This is a genomic window from Roseomonas haemaphysalidis (genome assembly GCF_017355405.1).
In the GTDB taxonomy this organism is placed as follows: Bacteria; Pseudomonadota; Alphaproteobacteria; order Acetobacterales; family Acetobacteraceae; genus Pseudoroseomonas; species Pseudoroseomonas haemaphysalidis.
In genome coordinates, this window is record NZ_CP061179.1 from 45,312 (window position 1) to 65,050 (window position 19,739).

At 67.6% G+C, this 19,739-nt stretch carries 18 protein-coding genes and 2 pseudogenes; 13 read left to right on the forward strand and 7 right to left on the reverse strand.

Going from position 1 to position 19,739, the window contains the following annotated elements; translation table 11 throughout:
- Positions 1 to 1,050 precede the first annotated feature (1,050 nt).
- Together IAI59_RS19860 and IAI59_RS19865 are read left to right on the forward strand one after the other, a co-directional pair.
- Entirely contained in the window at positions 1,051 to 1,428 is a 378-nt protein-coding gene (locus IAI59_RS19860; protein WP_207415179.1) for a hypothetical protein, read from the forward strand.
- A gap of 321 nt (positions 1,429 to 1,749) precedes the next feature.
- Complete coding sequence (locus tag IAI59_RS19865; RefSeq protein ID WP_207415178.1) at positions 1,750 to 1,899, forward strand: helix-turn-helix domain-containing protein; 150 nt, start codon at positions 1,750 to 1,752, stop codon at positions 1,897 to 1,899.
- Between the two features lie 227 nt (positions 1,900 to 2,126).
- On the opposite strand, the gene IAI59_RS23485 is transcribed toward IAI59_RS19865, so the two are convergent.
- From IAI59_RS23485 to IAI59_RS19880, 3 genes are read right to left on the reverse strand one after another with little or no spacing between them, the layout of a single operon-like run.
- Positions 2,127 to 2,270: a hypothetical protein gene (locus tag IAI59_RS23485; RefSeq protein WP_207415177.1), complete on the reverse strand. Its 144-nt coding sequence runs from the start codon at positions 2,268 to 2,270 to the stop codon at positions 2,127 to 2,129.
- Entirely contained in the window at positions 2,243 to 2,623 is a 381-nt protein-coding gene (locus tag IAI59_RS19875; RefSeq protein ID WP_207415176.1) for a tripartite tricarboxylate transporter substrate-binding protein, read from the reverse strand. Before IAI59_RS19875 ends, IAI59_RS23485 begins: the two co-directional genes overlap by 28 nt.
- Positions 2,623 to 3,606, reverse strand: coding sequence for a Bug family tripartite tricarboxylate transporter substrate binding protein (locus IAI59_RS19880; protein WP_237180369.1), 984 nt, complete (start codon positions 3,604 to 3,606; stop codon positions 2,623 to 2,625). The genes IAI59_RS19875 and IAI59_RS19880 overlap by 1 nt, the downstream gene beginning before the upstream one ends.
- Before the next feature lie 110 nt (positions 3,607 to 3,716).
- On the opposite strand from IAI59_RS19880, the gene IAI59_RS19885 reads away from it, so the two are divergent.
- From IAI59_RS19885 to IAI59_RS19895, 3 genes are all read left to right on the forward strand, one after another.
- Positions 3,717 to 5,441: an SMP-30/gluconolactonase/LRE family protein gene (locus tag IAI59_RS19885; protein ID WP_207415175.1), complete on the forward strand. Its 1,725-nt coding sequence runs from the start codon at positions 3,717 to 3,719 to the stop codon at positions 5,439 to 5,441.
- 67 nt (positions 5,442 to 5,508) lie between these two features.
- Positions 5,509 to 6,408 (forward strand): dihydrodipicolinate synthase family protein, encoded by a 900-nt coding sequence (locus IAI59_RS19890; protein ID WP_207415174.1) that lies wholly within the window; start codon positions 5,509 to 5,511, stop codon positions 6,406 to 6,408.
- A complete protein-coding gene (locus tag IAI59_RS19895) occupies positions 6,405 to 7,577 on the forward strand; it encodes a mandelate racemase/muconate lactonizing enzyme family protein (RefSeq protein WP_207415173.1) in 1,173 nt (390 codons plus the stop codon). Before IAI59_RS19890 ends, IAI59_RS19895 begins: the two co-directional genes overlap by 4 nt.
- 662 nt (positions 7,578 to 8,239) lie before the next feature.
- Here the strand turns inward: IAI59_RS19895 and IAI59_RS19900 are convergent.
- A complete protein-coding gene (locus tag IAI59_RS19900) occupies positions 8,240 to 8,698 on the reverse strand; it encodes a YidB family protein (RefSeq protein WP_207443987.1) in 459 nt (152 codons plus the stop codon).
- Between the two features lie 702 nt (positions 8,699 to 9,400).
- On the opposite strand from IAI59_RS19900, the gene IAI59_RS19905 reads away from it, so the two are divergent.
- The 4 genes from IAI59_RS19905 (at position 9,401) to IAI59_RS19920 (ending at position 13,502) form a co-directional block, all read left to right on the forward strand.
- The gene (locus IAI59_RS19905) at positions 9,401 to 9,802 is read left to right on the forward strand and encodes a helix-turn-helix domain-containing protein (RefSeq protein WP_207415171.1); all 402 of its coding nucleotides are present in this window, start codon (positions 9,401 to 9,403) and stop codon (positions 9,800 to 9,802) included.
- Positions 9,803 to 9,879: 77 nt separating this feature from the next.
- On the forward strand, positions 9,880 to 10,563 hold the full coding sequence (locus IAI59_RS19910) for a winged helix-turn-helix domain-containing protein (protein ID WP_207415170.1): 684 nt from the start codon (positions 9,880 to 9,882) through the stop codon (positions 10,561 to 10,563).
- On the forward strand, positions 10,563 to 11,891 hold the full coding sequence (locus tag IAI59_RS19915; protein ID WP_207415169.1) for a sensor histidine kinase: 1,329 nt from the start codon (positions 10,563 to 10,565) through the stop codon (positions 11,889 to 11,891). Before IAI59_RS19910 ends, IAI59_RS19915 begins: the two co-directional genes overlap by 1 nt.
- Before the next feature lie 120 nt (positions 11,892 to 12,011).
- Positions 12,012 to 13,502, forward strand: a complete 1,491-nt coding sequence (locus IAI59_RS19920) for a DegQ family serine endoprotease (protein ID WP_207415168.1) — start codon at positions 12,012 to 12,014, stop codon at positions 13,500 to 13,502.
- Between the two features lie 539 nt (positions 13,503 to 14,041).
- On the opposite strand, the gene IAI59_RS19925 is transcribed toward IAI59_RS19920, so the two are convergent.
- The 3 genes from IAI59_RS19925 to IAI59_RS23395 form a co-directional block, all read right to left on the reverse strand.
- Positions 14,042 to 15,037 (reverse strand): amidohydrolase family protein, encoded by a 996-nt coding sequence (locus IAI59_RS19925; protein ID WP_237180367.1) that lies wholly within the window; start codon positions 15,035 to 15,037, stop codon positions 14,042 to 14,044.
- A gap of 271 nt (positions 15,038 to 15,308) precedes the next feature.
- Positions 15,309 to 15,446, reverse strand: coding sequence for a Fic family protein (locus tag IAI59_RS23430; protein ID WP_336512626.1), 138 nt, complete (start codon positions 15,444 to 15,446; stop codon positions 15,309 to 15,311).
- Positions 15,447 to 16,198: 752 nt separating this feature from the next.
- Positions 16,199 to 16,327 carry a hypothetical protein gene (locus tag IAI59_RS23395; RefSeq protein ID WP_272874571.1) on the reverse strand — a complete coding sequence of 43 codons (129 nt, stop codon included), beginning with the start codon at positions 16,325 to 16,327 and terminating at the stop codon, positions 16,199 to 16,201.
- Between the two features lie 112 nt (positions 16,328 to 16,439).
- On the opposite strand from IAI59_RS23395, the gene IAI59_RS23400 reads away from it, so the two are divergent.
- The 4 genes and pseudogenes from IAI59_RS23400 (at position 16,440) to IAI59_RS23435 (ending at position 19,563) form a co-directional block, all read left to right on the forward strand.
- The gene (locus tag IAI59_RS23400) at positions 16,440 to 17,156 is read left to right on the forward strand and encodes a type IV secretory system conjugative DNA transfer family protein (RefSeq protein ID WP_272877398.1); all 717 of its coding nucleotides are present in this window, start codon (positions 16,440 to 16,442) and stop codon (positions 17,154 to 17,156) included.
- 74 nt (positions 17,157 to 17,230) lie between these two features.
- The gene (locus IAI59_RS19940; protein WP_207415511.1) at positions 17,231 to 17,542 is read left to right on the forward strand and encodes a type II toxin-antitoxin system prevent-host-death family antitoxin; all 312 of its coding nucleotides are present in this window, start codon (positions 17,231 to 17,233) and stop codon (positions 17,540 to 17,542) included.
- Positions 17,539 to 17,949 (forward strand): annotated as a pseudogene (locus tag IAI59_RS19945) (type II toxin-antitoxin system VapC family toxin). Before IAI59_RS19940 ends, IAI59_RS19945 begins: the two are co-directional and overlap by 4 nt.
- Before the next feature lie 129 nt (positions 17,950 to 18,078).
- A pseudogene (locus IAI59_RS23435) lies at positions 18,079 to 19,563 on the forward strand (DUF6880 family protein).
- Positions 19,564 to 19,739 lie beyond the last annotated feature (176 nt).

A 19,739-nucleotide genomic window follows, 5' to 3' on the forward strand; every position in this document is an offset into this window, starting at 1 on the left:
CTCACATCGTGCGCTCGGCTTGCCTGTCGATTTTGCCGTGAGAAGCATGCATCATCCCACATCTGGTGTCCGATAATCTATCAGTATCGAGCGTGAGGTCGATATGGCCCGGACCTCCCGGGGTGCGCTCATAACTCTCGCACGCTCGAGCGCCAGCGTGCCGACGAGGCCAGCGATGGTGGCAAGGGTTTGGTGGCTTCCGGGTTGATCGCAGCGTTCGATCCGCTGGCGTCGCCGTACCGATGGAATGCTATCCAACGTGCGCCCGGTGGAAGATTTTGAGCCAGTTCCGGCACACAATTAGATTGCCTCCTGCCAGGCTCGGAGACCTAGCTTCGGCTAGGCTGGCAACCGGGTGGAATGTGGTTCCATCGTGACCAGATGGCACAGCAATCGGAAGTTCCGCTTGACGACAGACCCCGGCCCTCAAGGTCGGAGTTTTTGCATCTGGGCCTGTCCGGGCGCCTGTATCCGGCTGATTGTGCGGCACACATCATGGTGTTGCACGCGCAGCGTTTAGATAGTTCTCGCTTGCCCCACCCGATAGGCGCGTTTAAGCGCGAGATTGCCGCGAGTGGGTACTCGTCTTTCGAGATGAATGGCAACCAGACCAACGTTTTGTTGGCCGCGACCAGTTGGCGCAGCAATTGGAAGTCCCGTACCGACGTGCCTCTGGAACCCTGGTCTCGAAGCCAGGCTCCGCCGGAGGTGCACGCTGGTGGCACTACTTTCTCAGGGACCACCGAAGCGCCTCAAGAAGGGAGCCTCGCCTGCTCGCAGGGCGGGTGCCGCTGAACTTTTGATCGGCCCCACCGCACTCACGAGCCAGAGGCTCTACTCCCGAATCTCAATCAGGCGAGGCGGCGGGAGGGCGGACGATAGCGCTGCCATCCTTGGCGTGAAACGACTTTCCCAACCTTGGCTGGTCCTGCTCCGTTACGGACGAGCTTGCCCTGCGACAGTTGGCGTTCTCCCAGTGAGACCTCGATAGGACTCTGCATGACGCGCTCAAAGGCCCCCGGACCGCCATCCCTCCCACCTGAAGCCGATGTGGATCCCGGCACCAGCGCTGTCGCACGGCAGCGCCGCTACCGGGCCAACAAGGCGATTGGCTCGCTCGACATGGCACGGTCTGTCCTGCTGCGCCTGGAGACGCTGCGCAACCGAACGGGCCTGACCAATGAGCAGCTGCTGACCCAGGCGCTCGATCTGCTCGAGGCTCAGCAGACGCAGCCGACACGAAAATCTGCCCGTCGTCCGGCACGGCCTGTTGCCACTCCTGCAGAACCTGCGGACCTAGCCAAAGCGGTACCACCTAAATCGAAACGAACGTCACCGGTTGACGTTGGCACCGATGCTTTACCGACGCAGCTCGACCTCCTCGGCGATCCTGTCCCAAGCTCCGTCAAGCGGCCACGCAAGCGCTGATTCGCGTGCATCGATCAGTGTCATGACGAGCTGCTTGGCGTCTTAAACCTCTGCTTATAATGGTAATTTCTATCGATCAGTTTCGCATGAACTGACCGAGCCTGAGGCTTTTGGCTGCGCCGGCGTTACCGCTTCCAAGCGTCGTGACGGCAGCTTCAAGTCATGCCCAAGCACCCATCCCACCCCCCTCCACGCTCCTCCAGCCCGCCGGCGGCGTCCCTCTCATCGGCGCCCGCTGTCGGCACCTCTCCTGCGGCTCAGGGCCATGCTGGTGCCCCTTCCACGGCCCCTGCCCTGCTTCGTCAGGCCCGGTTGCTCAGTGTGGTCGAGGTGGCCACGCGTCTGGCCGTCTCCACCAAGACGGTGCGTCGCTCAATCACGCAGGGAGACCTGCGCGTGCACCGGCTGGGCCGGCAAATCCGCATCAGCGAGGAGGACCTGCAGGCCTTTCTCGCCCGTCACCGCGGCTGATCGGCATGGTCGTTTTGCGCCTTGCTGACCCGTCTCTGGCCGCCCTGAGCAGCGCTACCGCGACGTCCATCCCTTTCCAGTCATGTCCATGTAATTCCACGGGTTCTTTGGCTGTCGTGACTACGGTCTCCAAGTCAAGCCGATGATCGATTTCACCGCGATGATCGACCGGCAATCCAAGGCGATCGTCACTTGGGTTGAACGGATGCCCGGCGGGGGATGGCAGATCAGAATTCGGTTTGCGCCGCCAAGAAGGTACCCCATTCCGACCGTGTCATCGGCTGCGGTAGGATGCCCAGCGCCGTCAATCGTGCCTGCATGGCTGGCTCCGCCATCGCGGTCGCTAGAGCTGAGTGCAGATGGTCCAGCACCGCCGCTGAGGTGCCGCGCGGCGCCAGGAGGCCAAACAGGGCAGGCTAGCATAGAGGCCCGGCGCCACGGCATGCGCATTGGCGATCAGCAGGATGGTCTGCCCGTCCGGCGCCGCCTTGGCGGTGCGATCGGAGGCCAGGGTGCCACCGGCGCCGGGCAGGTTCAGCACTACCATCGGCTGGCCGAGTCGCGGGCTGGCGCGCTCGGCCAGGGCACGGGCGATGACATCCGTGGCGCCCCCCGCGCCATAGCCGACCAGCAGCGTCACCGGGCGGTCGGGGAAGGCGGCGCGCGCCGCGCCGGCGGGCAGCGCGGCGGCCAGGGCCAGCAGGGCGCGGCGGGCGAGCGGCATCAGTTGACGCTCACGTTGCCGCGCCGGATCACCTCGCGGAAGGTCGCCAGCTCGGCCTGGATGAAGGCGGCGAATTCGGCAGGCGCGGCGCCCTTGGGTTCCAGCGTCTGCTGGCGGAACCGCTCCAGCGTTTCTGGCTGTCGCAAGAAGCTGCTGGTCGCGGCAGCCAGTCTGGCGATGATCGGCTGCGGCGTGCCGGCGGGCGCCACGAGCCCGTGCCAGGGCGCGATGGCGGTGCCGGCAAAGGACTCCTCCAGCGTCGGCAGATCCGGTGCGAAGGCGACGCGCTGCGGCGTGGTCACCGCCAGCGCCCGCAGCTTGCCTTCCTGCACCTGCGGCCAGGCCACGGCGGCGACCTCCATGGACAGCCCGACCTGCCCCCCCAGCAGCGCCTGCAGGGACGGACCGCTGCCGTTGAAGGGAATATGCGTCATGCGGATGCCGGCGGCCTGCATGAACATCTCCATGCCCAGGTGCAGGCTGGTGCCGGCCCCGGAGGACGAGAAGTCCAGCTCGTCCGGTTTCGCCTTCGCGCGGGCCACCAGCTCGGCCACGCCGGCCACCGGCAGGCGGTCGGGATTGACCACCAGGAGGCAGGGCGTCAGCGCCACCAGCCCGATGGGCGCGAAATCCTTCACGGGATCGTAGGGCAGGCTGCGCAGGTTGGGCAGGATGGCGTGGCTGGCGATGTTGGCCATGCCGACCGCATAGCCATCCGGCACCGCGCGGGCGATCTGCTCGACGCCGAGCGCGCTGCCGGCGCCGGGCTTGTTCTCCACCACGAAGGAGCGGCCGAGCTCCTTTTGCAGATGCGCGGCCAGGAGGCGGCCGACGATGTCGCCGGCGCCGCCCGGGGTGAAGGGCACGATCAGCCGCACCGGGCGGTCCGGATAGGAAGCCTGGGCGCGGACCGGGCGGGGCGCCGCCAGGGCCGCGATGCCGGAAAAGCCGCCGGCGAGCATGGCGCGTCGGGTGGCCTGCATGTCATTCCTCCAAGGGTCCCGGTCGGCCGGGACATTTTTTTGAAATCCTTGTCCACATCTTGGAATGGGCGGCGGGGATGGTCAAACTCTTTCCCGAGCCGAGGAATGCCGTGGCCAAGATCAAGCGCGACACCACCGAGCCCGACGAGGACGCCGGCACCGCCGTGCCCGGCACCCAGGCACTGACCCGCGGCATCGCCCTGCTGGGCTTCGTGGCCGAGGCGCGCGAGCCGCTGCGCTTCGTGGACCTGGCGGCGCATGCCAAGCTGTCCCGCCCCACCGTGCACCGCATCCTGGCGGCGCTGGTGGAGGCGCGGCTGCTGCGGCTGGACCCGCGCAACCAGACCTATCGCCTGGGCCCGCGGCTGTTCGAGATGGCGCACCGCGTGTGGGACGAGTTCGACCTGCGCGGCGCCGCCGAGCCGGAGCTGGCGCGGCTGACCGAGCTGGCGGCCGAAACCACGCGGCTCGGCATCCTGGACGGCGACGGGGTGCTGTATGTCGACCAGCGGGACGCGGCGCGGCAGGCGGTGCGGCTGACCAACCGGGTCGGCGGCCGGGTGGAGGCGCATGCCAGCGCCTGTGGCAAGGCGATGCTGGCGCAGCTCGACCCCGCCGGGCGCGCCCGCTTCCTGGCCCGGCTGCAACCGCTGCCGACCCCCACCCCCGGCACGCTGACCGACCCCGAGGCACTGCGGCGCGAGCTGGACCTGACCGCCGCGCGTGGCTACGCGATCTCGCTGGAGGAGCAGTCGGAGGGGGTGAACGCCGTCGCCGCCGCCGTGCTGGACCACCGCGCCCGGCCGCTCGGCGCCATCTGCATCGTCGGCCCCGCCTACCGCCTGCCGGAAGCGCGGCTGCACGCGCTGGGGCGCGAGGTGATCGAGGCCGCGCGCCGCACCTCCGGCCATGCCGGGCAATCGGCGATGTCGCTGGAGGTGGCGCCGCGCCCGGGCGGCGCCGGCAGCGGCGCCACGCTGGCCGTGCGGGCCGAGGCGCTGCTGGGCGAGGGCCCGCTGTGGTCGGTGCCCGAGCAGCGGCTGCACTGGGTCGATATCCTGCAGCCCACCCTGCACAGCAGCGACCCGGCCACCGGCGCCGACACCGCGTTGCCGCTGGCGGAGATGGTCAGCGCCCTGGCGCCGCGCCGCCAGGGCGGGCTCGTCGCCGCCGCGCGGTCCGGCCTGCGGGCGCTGGACCCAGCAACGGGCCTGGGCAAGACGCTGGCGGTGCCGGAGGCCGACCGCCCCGGCAACCGCTTCAACGACGGCAAGTGCGATCGCCAGGGTCGCTTCTGGGTGGGCACCCTGGCGCTGGACGCCACGCCCGATGCCGGCGCGCTGTACCGCATCGGTGCCGATGGCGCGGCCACCGCCATGGTCACGGGCCTGCACGTCGCCAACGGGCTGGGCTTCAGCCCGGACGGGCGGCGCTTCTACCTGGCGGATTCCGCCCGCCGCCGGATCGACGCCTTCGATGTCGAACCGGAGAGCGGCGCACTGTCCGGCCGCCGGGTCTTCATGCAGTGGCCGGAAGGGCAGGGCACGCCGAACGGGCTGGCCGTCGATGCCGAGGGCTGCGTCTGGGTGGCGATGTGGGACGGCTGGTGCGTGCAGCGGCTGGACGCCGCCGGGGTGCCGCAACGCCGGGTCGAGCTGCCGGTGCCGCGCCCGACAAGCTGCGCCTTTGGCGGCCCCGACCTGCGGACCCTGTTCGTCACCAGCGCACGGGTGCGGCTGTCGGCCGAGCAACTGCGGGAGGCGCCGCTGTCGGGCAGCGTCTTTGCCATCGCGGCCGGGGTGGCGGGGCTGCCGGAGCCGGGCTTCGCCGGTTGACGCCGGGCCGGCACAAGTCCACAAGAAGGAACCATAATCCATAATGTGGACTTGAGGGAGAGCGTCCGTGCTGCAAGGCATCCTGCCCGTGCTACCCACCCCCTTCCTGCCGGACGGCGCCATCGACCCCGCCGGCATGGAGCGGATCGTTGACTTCGCCCTGGCCTGCGGCGCCGATGGCGTGGTCTTCCCCGGCTTCGCCAGCGAGGTGGACGAGCTGACGCCGGACGAGCGCACGGCCTTGCTGCAACTGGTGGTGCGGCGCGTCGGCGGCCGCGTGCCGGTGGTGGCCGGCGCCAGCGCCGGCACGGTGGAGGAGGCCGTGGCGCATAGCCGCGCCGCCATGGCGGCCGGCATCGACACCGTGATGATCCAGGCGCCGCGCAGCGTCGGCGCCGGCACCGCCGCCGTGGCGGGCTTCTACGCCGCCATCACGGCAGCGGTGCCGGGGCTGCGCATCGTGCTGCAGAACGCCCCCGCGCCGCGCGGCTCCGACCTCAGCCCGGAAACCATCCTGGAGATCGTGCGGGACAACCCGGCCATCGCCTACGTCAAGGAGGAGACGCTGCCCTCGGGCGGGCCGATCTCCGCCATCCTGGCCGGCGCGCCGCCGCATCTGCTGGGCGTGCTCGGCGGCGGCGGCGCGCGCTACATCGTCGAGGAATACCGGCGCGGCGCCTGCGGCGCGATGCCGGCGGTGGAGCTGACCGACGTGCATGTCGCGCTCGACCGCGCCTTCCGCGCCGGCGAGGTGGACAGGGCGCGCGACCTCTACATGCGCAGCCTGCCGCTGCTGGTGATCCAGGCCAATTTCCGCATGCGCTTCACCAAGCACGTGCTGGCGCGGCGCGGCGTGCTGCACGGCGATGCGGTGCGCGCCCGCCTGCCGGCGCTGGACGGGCAGGATATCGCGGAGATCGACGCCTGGCTGGCGCGGATCGGCGACCTGCTGGCCGTGCGGCCATGAGCGAGCGCGTCGCCCGCGTCGAGGTCTTCTCGCTCACCGTGCCGCGCGACACGCCCTATCTCGGCGCGCTGCGCGAGGGCGAGACGGTGAACGAGCGCGGCTACCTGGTGCGGCGGGGCAACCGCACCGTCTATCCCACCGTCGACCGCAGCGTGCTGGTGCGGATCGAGAGCGCCTCCGGCGCCGTCGGCTGGGGCGAGACCTATGGCATCGTCGCTCCCGGCGCCACCATGGCGATCATCGACGACCTGCTGGCGCCCTTCGTGGTGGGGCGCGACCCGCACGACGTTTCGGTCATCCACGACGACCTTTACGACCTGATGCGGGTGCGCGGCTACACGGGCGGTTTCTACCTCGATGCCCTGGCGGCCGTCGACATCGCGCTGTGGGACCTGGCAGGGCGCATCAGCAACCTGCCCGTGGTGAAGCTGCTGGGCGGCCAGCGGCATGCGCGCATCCCGGCCTATATCTCCGGCCTGCCGAAGCCGACGCTGCCCGAGCGGGCGGCGATGGCGGCGGAGTGGCAGGCGCGCGGCTTCGACCGCTTCAAATTCGCCGCGCCCGTGGCCGATGATGGCGTGGTGGCCGAGATCGCGGCGCTGCGGCAGGCACTCGGCCCGCAGGCCGGAATTGCCTGCGACATGCATTGGGCGCACAGCGCCGAGCAGGCGATCGCGCTGATCCACGCCATGCAGCCGCACGGCCTGTGGTTCGCCGAGGCGCCGGTGCGGCCGGAGGACATTGACGGATTGGCCCGCGTCGCCGCCCAGGTTTCCACCACGGTCGCGGCCGGCGAGGAATGGCGGACGGTGTTTGATGTGGTGCCGCGCGTCGCACGGCGCGCCTGCGGCATCATACAGCCCGAGATGGGCCATACCGGCATTACCGAATTCATGCGGATGGGGCACTACGCCACGGCGCACCATCTGCGCATCATGCCGCATGCCACCATTGGCGTAGGCATCTTCATGGCCGCGAGCTTACAGGCCAGTGCCGCATTGGCGGCGGTGGAGTACCACGAGTACCAGCATTCGGTTTTCGAGCCGAACAGGCGGCTGGTGGAGGGCGATATGGATTGCCGAAGTGGAGTTTACACGCTGCCATCCGGGCCAGGGCTCGGCGTCACACCTTCGGCTGAGACACTAGCGCTGCTGCAGCCGATACGCTGAAGCGCGGCTGCTCCGCCTGGTTCAACGGCATATGGCAACCGAAGGGCAGGATGGCGAAGGCGGCGGGGCACTAATGCAGCCTGATAATCTCGTCCTCGCTGGTGGCGTAGCCTCGCTATTCAAGTCGCCAAGGCGACTGGATGGCGTGTAACCCGATCGAGCGCTGGAGGGCCTGTTACCTGGACGAGTGCAGTGCTTCCGCGTCGGCGACGTGCAGGACGCCACGCCGGTGTGCAGTCCTTCGACCTGCCCCTGACCACCCGCTAGCCGAAGTTAAGGTCCTCGTCTGGGGGTTCAACGCTTTCGATGGCTTCATCGAGCTTGTCCCGGCGAGGCAGACTGGCGTGGCAGGAACGGCAAACGCCGGCTGGGTTGAACAAGGGCTCGCGGTAGATCCGCTCATAGGTCAGGTGGTGGGCCTGTTCGGATGGGGCTTTGCCACAGGCTGTGCAGACAGGATCACGGCGCAGCACCTTGCGGCTCCTTGCGCGCCAGGTCTTGGTCTGCAGGTAGGCATGGTACTACGCTTATTGCGCCGCCTTCTTATCCAAGCCAGCCATGTACTAACATTTTGCCAGGACCACTCAATGGGGGCTGGTCACAGTGTCTTTCTGGGCACGCTAGGATGCCCAAACACTTCACCCGAGCATTATCAAACGGGCCTAAGCCGGAATCCGCCCTTCTGGAGTATATTTGTCGATTGCGTTAGGCAGTTCTTTGATGAGGCGAGAGATGATCTCCTCACGGGATAGACCGATCTGTTTCGATAGTGTGTCCAGCATATCGGAACCAATCGCGCCTTCAATGTGCTGCGGAGCGACATCACGGTTGGGGCCTTGAGCTACCCATGAATCCGCAGTCTCCCCATGCCCAGCTTCGCGGAAACGTTCCACTAAGTTCCGCAGGCCATCCGTCAGCACCGCAGCAATGCTGCCGTCCTTGTGAACTTCGCCAGGCTCTCTCTCGCGTCCCTGTGTTGCTGGAAAACTCCCTGTACCAGGAGTGGCAGCAGCACCACTGGTGAATCCTCCAAGTAATTCCGTAAGCTTGTCACGGTTCTGATATCCGGCAACCGCCAGCACACCCAGCAGAGCCGTTAGGGATGGAACGCCGCGATTCATGTGATGTCTCCGGAAACGTTCAAAGAAAGCACGCGCTAGCTCAGTAAGTTTCACTGCGGCTATTTTCACTTTCTCTTGTTTTTTGTATGTCTGGACGTTCACGGGGCCAGCTCTGAATGCGGCCGTCTATGTACCAAATCATCATGTCTTCCCACGTGAACTCAGTGGTCCTCGATAGCTCTCTGCGGGCGACGCGAGGTTTGTCTGCTGCGCCGAACCCGAGGTCGGACACCCGGTGAGCCGCTTTAGATAACTGAGGCTTAAAGGCTGTGATGGCGCTTCGGCTGGGTGATGATCAGTCTACAGCGCATCGGTGCAGGCCAGCCTTAAACTTCCGAAGACAAATCGGCCCTGGTTGCACGCTACCTCCCATCGATCCCCATGCACGCTGGAAACCTCATTGCAACTCACAGCAATTGTTCAGCTGACGCTTCGGTAGGGTGCGGTGCGCAGGTTGTCAGACCTCACGTTGCCGCTTCGGTAACTTTAATTGCGAGGCTTTAGCCGATGCATCATGGCATGTCGGCTTCGTGCCGTTGATTGAGGAGAATGCCTCAGCGTGGGGATCACACCTATATCCAGGCGCAGCCATCACGTTTTGTTCAAGATCTTTACGTTTTCAGACATTTGGGGGAACTATAAGAGCAACTTCTGGTTGGGTATATATCCAAAATGGCGTCTCAATAACCAGGATAATGTGTTTTGCTGGACAATACATCGACCGCCGTTGGCAAGGAAATCCGTCATCAGCGCCGCGTAGCTGGGCTCACCTTGAAGGAGGTGGCAGCCCGCATTGGTGTCACGGGCGTCCAGCTGCATCGCTACGAAACCGGCACCACGGGTATCACCACAAGCCGCCTGGTGGCGATTGCCCAAGCACTGGGTATTCGTGCTGATGTCCTGTTGAATGCGGCGACACAGTCTGGGCAGGGCGTCCACGGCGCAAACCGCGCTGTAGGTCCGGTGAGCGACCTGACCATGCTGCTGGAAGTATTTATGACGATCCGCGACCCTAGCCATCGCGACGCTCTGATGTCCGTGGCGAGGATGATGTCGGCCTCGGCTCTGCCTCATGCCACATGCGGGGCCGAAGGCGTTGCCTGAAGCGACCGTTGCATCTAATCCGGCAGCAGCGAACCGGGTTACTATGGCATCCCTTGTCCAACGGGAGGCGGGCGACCATGCGCGTGCTGATCATCGAGGACGACGCGGCCACCGCCGACTACCTTGCTAAGGGGCTGCAGGAGGTCGGCCATGTCGTCGAGGTGGCGCGCACCGGTCGCGATGGGCTGTTCCTGGCGCTGAACGAGAGCTTCGACGCGCTGATCACTGACCGCATGCTGCCCGGCCCCGACGGCATCTCCATCCTGCGCGCGTTGCGTACCTCAGGCGACCGGACGCCGGTGCTGGTCATCACCGCGCGTGGCGAGCTCGAGGCGCGGGTGGAGGGGCTGGACGCCGGTGCCGATGACTATCTCGTCAAGCCCTTCGCCTTCAGCGAACTGCGCGCGCGGCTCGACGCCATGACCCGCCGCGCCGCCCAGGCCGATACCGGGGAGGCGGCAGTGCTGCGCGTCGCAGACCTGGAAATGAACCTGCTGCGCCGCACGGTGCGCCGCGGCGGCGCGGCGATCGAGCTGCTGCCGACCGAGTTCCGGCTACTGGAATACATGATGCGCCACCCTGGCGAGGTGCTGACGCGCACCATGCTGCTGGAACGGGTATGGGACTTCAACTTCGACCCCACCACCAACGTGGTGGATGTCCATGTGAGTCGACTACGCCGCAAGCTGGACACCGGTGGGCCGCCGCTGATCCGCACCCTGCGCGGCGCCGGCTACGTGCTGGGGGGCGGCGCGGCGTGATGCCCCGCAGCTTCGCGCTGCGGGTGGCGGGGCTGCTGGCGGCGTTGGTGCTGCTGGTGTGCGGGGCCGGCTTCGGCTGGGGCTACTGGCGGGCCTCGGCGGCGCTGGGCGCACAGCTCGACGCCGCCATCGCGATCGATACCGAAGGCTATCTGGAAGATTTCCAGACCCTTGGCCCGCAGCGCTTCGCCATCGCGGTGGGGGAATTGTCGCGGCGGCGTGGCGCGCTGATGCTGCTCCGCACCGCCGATGGTACCGCCGTCGCCGGCCGGCTGGATGGCGCGCCCGCCGGCCTGCGCGGCTTCGCCACCATCCGCGCGCCGGACGGGCGGGACCTGCGGGTGCTGGGCGCGCTGCTGCCCGGCGGGATGCAGCTCAGTGTTGGCGCCGACCTTGCCCCGGTGCGGCGCGGGGCCGCGGCGCTGGTGGGGGCGCTGCCGGTGGCAGGCCTGCTGGCGGCGCTGGCAGCGCTGCTGATCGGCTTCATCGTGGCGCGGCGGCTGGAGCGGCGACTGCGGCTGGTGTCCGAGGCCGGGCAGGCGGTGATGGGTGGCGACCTGTCGCGCCGCCTGCCGCTAGCCGGGCGCGGCGACGAATTCGACCGGCTGGCCGCCACCATGAATGCCGTGCTGGCGCGGATCGAGACATTGGTGGAGGGGCTGCGCGTCACCACCGACAACGTCGCGCACGACCTGCGCAGCCCGCTGTTCCGCCTGCGCCAGCAGCTTGAAGCCGCGGTGGCCCGCCCGCGCGCGCCCGAGGCGGATGCGGAAACGCTGGAGCGCAGCCTGGATGAGCTGGACGGCGTGCTGGCCACCTTCTCCGCCCTGCTGCGGATCGGCCGCGCCGAGGCCGGCGTTCCGGAGGGGGCGATGATCCCGGTCGATCTGTCCACCCTGGCGGCACAGGTGGCGGAACTCTACGACGCCGTGGCGGAGGAGGCCGGGCAGGCCATCGAGGCCACCATCCAGCCGGCTCAACATGTGACCGGCGATGCGGCGCTGCTGCGCCAGGCGGTGGCCAACCTGGTGGAAAACGCGCTGGCCCATGGCGGCCCCGGCGTGCGGGTGATGGTTTCCGTGCAGGCTACCCCGCGCGGTCCGCTGCTGGCTGTGCGCGATACCGGCCCCGGCATCCCGGAGGCCGAGCACGGCCGGGTGCTGCAACGTTTCTATCGCCTGGACCGCAGCCGCACCACGCCGGGCAACGGGCTGGGTCTGGCGCTGGTCGCCGCTACGGCGCGGCTGCATGGTGCGGCGCTGCGGCTGGCGGATGCGGCGCCGGGCCTCCGCGTGGAACTGGCCTTCCCGCCATCTGCCAGCGCCTGACCGGCAGTCCGGAGTTTTCTGACAGGATCGACATCTTCGCGCGGCCCCCGCCTCCATGATGCGAGGCTGATAAAGGGCCATCGGCGCGAGCCGCCCTGCTCCCCTTCCAGGAGATGTCCCATGTTCAACCCCAAGTCCCGCCGCAACGCCGCCTTTGCCGCCCTGCTGCTGGCCGGCACCGCGCTGGGTGGCCTCGGCGCCACGCTGGTGCCCGCCGCCGCGCAGAACCAGACCACCGCCGCCGCCCCCATCATGCCGCAGGCCGGCCCCGCCTTGCCGGGCTTCGCGGACATGGTGGCCCGTGTACGCCCCGCCGTCGTCACCATCACCAGCACCGAGCGCGTGCAGGCCGAGCAGGCCAGCTCTCCCTTCCCCGAGGGTTCGGAGCAGGACCGCACTTTCCGCCAGTTCTTCGGCGGCCGGCAGCAGCAGCAGGAGGCGCCGCGCGCCGCCAAGGCGCTCGGCTCCGGCTTCCTGGTCGATGCCGAGGGGCATGTCGTGACCAACAACCACGTCGTGGAAGGCGCCACCAAGGTGGTGGTGACGCTGGAGGACGGCCGCGAACTGGATGCCCGCGTCGTCGGCCGCGACCCGCGCACCGACGTGGCGGTGCTGAAGGTGGACGCCGGCAAGCCGCTGCCCTTCCTGGCGCTGGGCGATTCCGACAAGGCACGGCCCGGCGACTGGGTGGTGGCCGTGGGCAACCCCTTCGGCCTGGGCGGCACCGTCACCGCCGGTATTCTGTCGGCGCGCGGCCGCGACATCGGCGCCGGTCCCTATGACGACTTCCTGCAGGTGGACGCGCCGATCAACCGCGGCAACTCTGGCGGCCCGCTGTTCGGGCTGGACGGCACCGTGCTCGGCGTCAACACCGCCATCTTCAGCCCGAGCGGCGGCTCGGTCGGCATCGGCTTCGCCATCCCCTCCAATGTCGTCAAGCAGGTGGTGGCCGAGTTGGAAGCCCACGGCCACATGGAGCGTGGCTACATCGGCTTGGTGTCGCAGCCGGTGACACCGGAGATGGCCGCCGCGCTGAACCTGTCGCAGCAGAAGGGTGCGCTGGTGGCAGAGCTGGAGCCGGGCGCGCCGGCGGCCAAGGCCGGTCTGAAGCCGGGGGATGTCATTACGGCGGTGAACGGTGATGCGGTCAGCGACCCACGTGGTCTGGCCCGCCAGGTAGCGGCGCTCCGCCCCGGCACGGAGGCGACGCTCGCCGTGCGGCGTGACGGCGGGGAGCAATCCCTGCGGCTGACCACCGCCACCCTGCCGGACAAGGCCGCCGAGGCCGCGCCGCAGTCCACCGCCAAGGAGCAAGGCCGCCTCGGTCTGGCGCTGGCGCCGATCAATCCCGCCGCGCGGGAAAGCCTCGGCCTGGCCGGAGACGTGCAGGGTGCCGTGATCGCCGCCGTGCGGCCGGGCAGCCCGGCTAGTGAGGCGGGGTTGAAGGCGGGCGACGTGGTGCAGAGCGTCGGCAACCGTGCCGTCACCTCGCCGCAGGAGGCGGTGCAGGCGATCCAGTCGCAGGGCGGCACGGGGGATACGCACCGCGCAGTGGCCCTGCGCATCCTGCGCGACGGCCACAGCCTGTTCGTCGCCGTGCCGACCGCCTGACCCCCAAGGCACCCGACGCAACGTCCGGACGGCCGTGGCAGGACCACGGCCGTCCGGCGGCGTTATGAAACAGATCACCGCCGGCGACGCACTAGGTGCTGTACGGGCTCATACTGAAACCTGAAGAATCAAGCAGCACCCAATATCGAGCAGTCCCACTTGGGACCGTGCTGGCGGCACTTACGTGAGGGTGTGATGACCCACGCGCCCAAGTCGTCGTTGCTGCTGATTCAGGATACTGCTCGTTCCATACGACCTTCTTGTGCTGCTCTTGGAACATCTTGAAGTTATGCTCATCAGGTCCGGACGCTTAGCTTCAGCTAGAATGACATCGGGGGTGGAGCTTGTTTCCACTGTGGCCAGTCAGCACAGCAATCGGAAGTTCGCTTGGCGACGGACCCCTGTCCTCAAAAACCAGGGTCTTTGCTCCTTCGCGCAAGTTGGTGATGCCCTGCCAGACTACTCCGGTCGCCCAAGTGCTCCCGTTGAATGCAGCGAGCAGCTTGGCCCGTGCTGCCGAAGGCGCAGGCCAAAGCTGCTCAGCTTTTTAGAAAGCCGTACAGCGCTGTTGGGTTGTCGACGAGCACTCGCTTACGCGCTGCCTCGTCCGGCACCCATTCGGTCAGCAGGTCGAACAGCGCAGCATCGTCGGGCTTCTCGGCCGGCTCCGTGACATGCGGCCAGTCACTTCCCCACACGCAGCGTTCCGGAGCACCCGTTGCATAACCCTGCGCGACAGGAACTGTATCGGACCAGCGGCCGGCCGGCCCCACCCTGGTGTCCATGTAGGCGCCGGACAGCTTCACCCAAGCCTTGCCGCGGTCCAGTAGCCGGCGAACCGTCTTGTAGCCGACGTGCTCCACCCCCTGGTCCATCGGGATGCGGCCCAGATGATCAAAGACGATCGGCGCCGGCAGGCGCAAGAACAGCGCCTCGTGGTCGGCGATCTGGTCGCCCAGCATGTGGACCTGGGTGTGCCAGCCCAGGGCCTGTACGCGGGCTGACAACGGCTCCAGCATGTCGACGGTCGTCACTCCGGCTTGCACAAGGTTGAAGCGGATGCCGCGCACCCCCGCCTCATGCATCTCGCGCAGTTGCGCATCCGTCACGCTGGTATCGACGACCGCGACCATGCGCGCCCGCTCCGGACCCAACTCGCGCATAGCCTGCAGGTGGAGGCGGTTATCCGTGCCGTAGGTGGAGGGCGTGACCAGCACGGAGCGCTGGGTGCCAAGCCGACGCGCCAGCGCGCGGTAGTCCTCCGGCGAGGCGTCCGGCGGACGCAGCTGGGTGCGTGGATCGGCCGGGAAGCGGGCGTCATAGATGTGGTGATGGCAATCGGTGGCCAGCGGCGGCGCAGGCGTGCGCGGGGGCTCCGTGCCGGCGGAGAATTTCACTGGTCCCACAGCGCCCCGCACTATGGTAGATGCCGCCGTGGCGGGCTGGGCGTTGGCAGCAATGCTCAGCGCCGCAGACCCCACGGCCGCCCATCCAGCACTGGTCAGCAGAGCACGGCGAGACTGTGTCGGGTTCATGCGTTCTCTCCCATCGCGCCTGTTTTGGCCGGCGCTTTGAAGAGCATGACGGGTGTCTGCGCCAAGGTCGACAGCCTTCGGCGGCGGGTGGCTTGCTGTCAGAATATTGGCGGTCGGAACAAGTTCATCTCGATGATGCAGTTCCGAGCCATGCCGCGAATGCCGCATCGTTGAGGTGCCCCTGTACTAGTGACACCATCTGCTCCACGACTCCAGACGCTTCAATTGACACTTGGATGCTGTTCAATTTGAGGAACAGCACGCAGCAGGACTAGGCAGTGCGTTTGTTGGCGTCGTGGAAGGCGTGGTTGCGGGCCATGCCGTGGGCATAAGCAGCTGCCAGGTCGTAGAGGTCCACGTCCCCTGGACCGGCATAGGCCAACTTGTTCAGCGGTCGCCCCCGGCGCACTCTCCAGCAGGCCTGGGTCCTTGATCCCTTGTGCTCCGCCTTACTCGCGCAGGGCCCAGTCGTGTAGATAGGCCACGGCGTTGGCTTCCAGAAACTTCGACTCGATCAACGCTTGGCCAGTTCCTGCAGCGCATCTGCCTGCTCGCGTAACACCTCACGCGCCAGCTACAGCTTCCGCTTCACGCCATCAGCGAGTTCGACCAGCGTTAGATCCTGACCGACTTCGAAGCCCATGCGGACCCGTGTTTCGGCTCGGGAAGGCGATGCCGACCAAGTTACCCTGCTTGCGCACCGTCACCACGCTCATGGCATGTCCTGTCATACACAATGCGTGACATAGCCTAGATCGCCATGCCGCTGACATCGAGCACTTGTATGCCTGCTACCGGCTTAGCCCACGCCCTGGTCGGAGACCGAGCTTTTACATCGCTTGCTGCGCGTCTCGCACCGCGCTGACGGCCCGGCCGATCCCCGCCAGCCCTTCGGGTGACAGTGTGGCGGAGCCGGCGCCCGCTGTGTTGTCCTGGCCCACGGCCTGCGCGCCTAGTCGCCGCTCCGCCGCCTCAGCCACCGCGCGCAGTTCCGCTGCCACCTCCGGCTGCGTCCCTACCTCCCGCTGCCACGCCTGGGCGGCCTCCGGGCTTTGCCTGGCCGCCACGCTGCGCCAGTAGGCCTGCGGCCCTGTCTGCGTACTCTTAGGCCATGCTGGCCGCCCTAGCCTGCTCCACGGCCTCTACAGCCCGCCAGGCGCGCTACGACAGCCCAGACACCTCGACGCTGTCCCAGGCCCGCTGCGCCTCCACCTGTGCCACGTAATCCGTACCCGCCTTCTTGCGCGCCACGTCCTCGCGCTGCAGCCCGCCGACGATCGAGCTCGCCACACTCCTGGCCCCAGCGCGGTCCAGCTATGCCTCATGACTAGCGAACAGTCCTTCCTGCCCTCGCAGTGCCCCCAGTTGTTCCGGCCGCTCCCGCAGCCTCCGGGCCGCCTCAGTGCGGTCGCCCTGGCTGTCTGGAGCAGCGCCGCCAGTTTGGCCTCCGCCTGCTGCGGATCGCGGTACACCGCCCGGAGCCACTGCGCCCGGTCGGCGGCTTCCTGTCGCACTTTCGGATCCTGCTCCACAGCCTGGACGATCTCCTCAGCCGTGCCCCCCCCCGCCCCAGGCTGTCGCGACCCGTCGGATTCCGAAACGCCGGCAGCAGCGGCGGGGATGGTGTCTCCAGTTGCAACTCGCCCACACCCCGCAGCGGCCGAACACCTCACCCGTGCTGCTGCTCGACGAGTTCGCCGCGCTCGGCTGGCTGGAGCCGGTTCTGCAGGCTGCCGGGCCGATGGCCGGCCTCGGGCTGCAGCTCTGGCCAATCCTACAGGACCTCGCCCGGCTGCGCGCCGCCTACGGGCAGACCGCCGCCACTTTCCTGGCCACCGCCGGGCCGATCCAGGTCTCGGCCCCGGTTGACCTAGACACCACCCAGTGGCTGTCCCGGGCGTTAGGCCGCAGCACTGTGGCCTTCGAGACCACCAGCTCCTCCCGCTCCACCCCGGACAACCCCGAGGGCCATGGCTCGAGCAGCCACAGCAGCTCTACTGAGCTCACCGGCCGGCCCCGACACACGCCCGACGAGGCCATGCGCCTCCACCCCGACCGGCAGGTTCTCCTACGGCTAGGGCAGCGGCCGACCTTCACCGCCAAGCTCAGGCATTACTAGGAAAAAGAACTCGCCGGATCGGTAGATCAAGCAGTTCCGCGACATTGGAACTCTTGTCGACCGCCCGGCGAGTCATGCGTACACATCAAGTGATCACATGGAGCGTCACCATGGCTGACCAGGATAAAACACCGCAGCCTGCTCCCCAGAAGATCGGTATCCGGGAGTTCCGCGGCAATCTGCCGGGCTTTCTGCGCCAGGTCCGCCAGGGATCCTCTTTCCTGGTGACCTCGCGCGGCGAGGTGGTGGCGCTGGTGCAGCCGCCACAGCCTCCAACTCCATCGCGCCGTCAGCCGGGCGCATTGCGCGGCAAGATCCGCATGGCACCGGACTTCGACACGCTGCCTGACAACCTGCTGTCGATCATGGAGAACGGCGAAGCGTGAAGCTTCTGCTCGACACGCATGCTCTGCTCTGGTGGCTGTCGGATGACCCCAGGCTCGGCGCTGCGTCAAGGGACCGTATCATGGACCCGGCGAATGACATCCTGATCTCGGTGGTTTCGCTATGGGAGACTCTGGTCAAGGTGCGCGCGGGGAAGCTGGACGCCGGAATCGAGGAGATCCTGAAGGAGATGCAGGCGCAGGGCTTCGCGCTGCTGCACATCGCCCCTACGCATCTCATCGCATTGGCCGCCCTGCCGATGCACCACCGTGACCTCTTCGATCACCTAGTGATTGCCTAGGCCATCGCGGAAAAGGCGATCTTCCTGTCGGAGGACGGCTACACCCCGCGCTACCCAGCGTCCTGTCTGTCCTGTTCCGGCACACCCTCAGGCTTGGCGCCGCCTTGAGCGCCAGCGTCGAACGCGCTGTCGACCTCCGGTGCCGGATCGGTACCCTGGCCCTCAGGGGACATCACAGGTGAGAGCACCGCAAGGGCGTCCAGGAAAGCTCAATCCACCTCCCAAAGCAGGGAGGCTATCGAGGACGATCCTCCTCCGCCGCGCCCGAAGCGTGCCACCACGACGGGTAGGGCGCTCAACGCCGCGAACCTGGAAACGCTCGGTGCGGCCCGGCTCGCGGAACTGCTCATGGCGGTCAGCAAGGGTAATGCCGCCGCGCAACGCCAGCTTCGCCTGGCCCTGGCTGGCAGTGGCGGCGCTGACGGCACGGCGCGCGCTGTCACCCAGCAGTTGATCCGCATCGGGCAGGCGAAGACCTGGCTCGGATGGCAGAAGATCAAACCGCTCTTGGCTGAGCCGGAGGTCCAGCGGCGAGCTATCCTCGATGTGGTCGCGCCGGCTGATCCGGGCGAGGCCTTCGAGTTGATGTGGTGCCTGGTCGGTTGCGCCGACGGCGTTCTGGCGCGCTCCGACGATGGCAGCGGCCGCCTGGCCGAGGCCTTCCATGCCGCTGCCGAGGATCTTGGACCTTTGGCGCAACGGGCGGCCCTACCATCCGAGGTGCTTGCCAATCGTGCCGTCCTGGCTCTGATCGACGATGCGCATGGGATCTAGGATCGGCTGATCCCTATCCTGGCCCCCCAACTAGGTAACGCCGGGCTGCTGCTCATCCGGGATGCCACGCTGGCGTGGCGGGCAGAGCCGGTCCCGGCGCCGCCGCGCGGCAAGCGACCGGCGATCCGCCGTTCCAGCACCGGCCCGATCCAGGCTGACGAACAGCAGTCCCGGCATCGCGCCCAGACGGCGTCGTTCATCCTGCTACCGGTCGCCGATGCTCTGGGCGACGTGGACGGCTTCATCGCACAGTTCGACGCTCCCGTGCGCCGCATGCCGGCCGCCGCCACGGCCATCGCGCGACGCCTGCTCGCCGCCGGGCGCCTGCCAGAAGCCTGGGCCGTGGTGGAGCACGTCGAGGCCCGCCAGCGCGACGAAGCGCCGGTCGACTGGCAGGAAGTGCGCGCCGAGGTGCTGGAGGCGCTGGGGCAGCAGGAGGAGGCGCGGCGCTTCCGCTGGGCGTGCTTCGCGGCGACGCTGCAAGCCGCCCATCTGCGAACTTTTCTCCGGCGACTGACAGACTTCGACGACGTCGAGGCGGAGCAGCGGGCGATGGCGCATGCACTGGCTTTCGCGGATGTTCATCAGGCTCTGGCCTTCCTCATCGCCTGGCCGGATCTGCGACGGGCCAGCGCGCTGGTCCTCGGCCGGGCGCAGGCGCTGGACGGCGACCGCTACGAACTGTTGTCGCCAGCGGCCGGGGCGCCGGAAAGCCGCTACCCGTTGGCCGCGACGATCCTGCGCCGTTCCATGATCGGCTTCACGCTCGGGGCGGGTCGGTCATCGCGATACCAGCACGCCGCAAGGCATTTCCAGGCCTGTCGTGACGCTGCCATGCGAGTGGAAAATTTCGGCGCCATATCCGATCATTCAGATTACGTGCGGGCGCTTCGAGCGGCCCACGGCCGGAAGATCGTCTTCTGGCAGGCAGTCACCAAATTGACTTAACCAAACAGCCACGTATGTCTGGTGTGGATCAAATCCAAATTACAACCTATACCGACGCCCAAAGCTATACCTGCCCAATTTTGCTCAGTATTTTGTTTTAGATGGCTAAATCTATACTGCATTGAGGTCAGTTTTGGACGCCAATAGGGGGTCAAGACTTTGCTGATCCACAAGCT

Excerpts from the sequence above, each read along its gene's own strand:
- IAI59_RS19940 (WP_207415511.1), top strand. The coding sequence starts at position 17,231 with ATGCGTACACATCAAGTGATCACATGGAGCGTCACCATGGCTGACCAG.
- IAI59_RS19910 (WP_207415170.1), top strand. The coding sequence starts at position 9,880 with ATGCGCGTGCTGATCATCGAGGACGACGCGGCCACCGCCGACTACCTT.
- IAI59_RS19900 (WP_207443987.1), bottom strand. The coding sequence starts at position 8,698 with ATGAATCGCGGCGTTCCATCCCTAACGGCTCTGCTGGGTGTGCTGGCG.
- IAI59_RS19915 (WP_207415169.1), top strand. The coding sequence starts at position 10,563 with ATGCCCCGCAGCTTCGCGCTGCGGGTGGCGGGGCTGCTGGCGGCGTTG.
- IAI59_RS19920 (WP_207415168.1), top strand. The coding sequence starts at position 12,012 with ATGTTCAACCCCAAGTCCCGCCGCAACGCCGCCTTTGCCGCCCTGCTG.
- IAI59_RS19875 (WP_207415176.1), bottom strand. The coding sequence starts at position 2,623 with ATGCCGCTCGCCCGCCGCGCCCTGCTGGCCCTGGCCGCCGCGCTGCCC.
- IAI59_RS19895 (WP_207415173.1), top strand. The coding sequence starts at position 6,405 with ATGAGCGAGCGCGTCGCCCGCGTCGAGGTCTTCTCGCTCACCGTGCCG.
- IAI59_RS19925 (WP_237180367.1), bottom strand. The coding sequence starts at position 15,037 with ATGAACCCGACACAGTCTCGCCGTGCTCTGCTGACCAGTGCTGGATGG.
- IAI59_RS19880 (WP_237180369.1), bottom strand. The coding sequence starts at position 3,606 with ATGCAGGCCACCCGACGCGCCATGCTCGCCGGCGGCTTTTCCGGCATC.